We start from the raw sequence: 1,512 nt of genomic DNA on the forward strand, positions 1-1,512 counted from the left end.
GTGCGCCTTAAATGGACGTAGGGCCTCCACAAGCCTCTACCAGACCCCCCGGATATAAGGCCCCCGGGAGAAGGCCACGCCCTCAGCAGCAGGGGCGGGCAAACCTAAAGCTCGGCCTGCCAGTTTACAGCCTGAATTTCTGCGTCGAGTTCCCGGCAGGCCTTCGCCACATCGTCGGCGCGCTTCCTCAAGGCAGCCACGTCGACCGTCGGCACGTACTTTATCTCCTGGCGGCCGAGCGAAAACCGGTCCCGGGACGGGACGGCGGCGTTCGCCACGGCCGTGAGAAAACCGTGCCACAACTGCAGCACGTCCCTCTCAGCCATGGCCTCGGTGAGCGTGCGGCCATCGCGAAGAGCGGCCCGGGAATTCGCACGGTTTACCGCCACCACGAGGTCTCTTAGCCGCCGGCACAGGCGTTCGGCCTCGGACAGAAGCTCCTCCGGGTCCTGGGCCGGGCGGTCGCCCTCCTGAACCTTCGCGTCGGAGACGAGCCTCTCCCTTAAGACCTCCAGGCGCTTCAAGATGTCCTTGCGCTCAAGGAGCGCCTCCGCAAGCTTCACGTCCGCACACCTCCAAACCTAGCTCAATCCGCGGCCCGGGGCTGGGAAGCGCCCCGCGAACGCGGAAACCAAAGGCGTCGGGGTAGCCTCCGCACTTGACGGGTCGAAACCCAAAAGGGAATCCCGGCGGATTAGGCGTGCAACCGGCGCGCCCGAACCCGACCGGCGACCCCGCCAGCTTATCGCCGTACAACCGTATCGCCCTTCATACGGCAGCGCAGGGGTCACCCCGCACCGTAGCGGGAAAACGCAGGTAGACCACCCGGGATGGCTGCCGCCAACATCCTGGTCCTCGGCAAGGACAACCCTTCCCTCCAGGCGCGCCAGCGCCGTCGTCCAAAACCTCGACGGCCTAAGCGACCGCGGCCTGGATGTCCTCACGATTGACGCTTGGGCACCCGCCAAGAAGGTCGCCCACCGCGGCGCCCTCGCCGAGCTTCCGTGTTCCCGTGCCCCTGAGGACTCTCTTTTCCACCATGACCTTCCAGACGATCTGGCGGTGAGAGCCTCGCCTGCGGCCTGCCTCCGGGGCCACTCACGCCGCGGGTGCGCGCAACCCGGCCCGGAACGGCTCGCCGGAACGAGCACAAATGAGAAGGGGCCGATGCCGGCCCCTCAGGAATAAATCCGCTGCAGCCCGACATCAGTTAAAACGACCACTTTCCGTTCGCGTCCCGAGTGAGCGTCAGGTTGTGGGTTTCGCATGTTATAACGGGTAAACCATCCACAGTGAAGGTCAACACATAGTCAGTGCCATCTTCAGGGCACTTCAACGCCTCCTCGCCGACGTAATCCTTAACGTCATCGAGGCTATCCGGCCAACCCCTATTCTCGATGTAATACGCCTCTATCCCCGAGGCCGCGGTCAGCATGTTCTGCTTGCAGGCGCCCATCTTCGCGCTCTTGGCAGTGGCGGTCAGCCGCGGGATCACCAGAGCCATGAGCAATC

At 64.5% G+C, this 1,512-nt stretch carries 2 protein-coding genes; both read right to left on the reverse strand.

The annotated features are described in order from the left end of the window. Window positions 1-104 precede the first annotated feature (104 nt). On the reverse strand, window positions 105-563 hold the full coding sequence (locus AB1609_23655) for a DIP1984 family protein (GenBank protein MEW6049431.1): 459 nt from the start codon (window positions 561-563) through the stop codon (window positions 105-107). A 647-nt stretch (window positions 564-1,210) separates the two neighbouring features. Next, window positions 1,211-1,512, reverse strand: a 302-nt coding sequence (locus AB1609_23660; GenBank protein ID MEW6049432.1) for a hypothetical protein, incomplete at its 5' end; no start/stop codon positions are given.

It is taken from the genome of Bacillota bacterium, from assembly GCA_040754675.1.
GTDB lineage: Bacteria > Bacillota > Limnochordia > Limnochordales > Geochordaceae > Geochorda.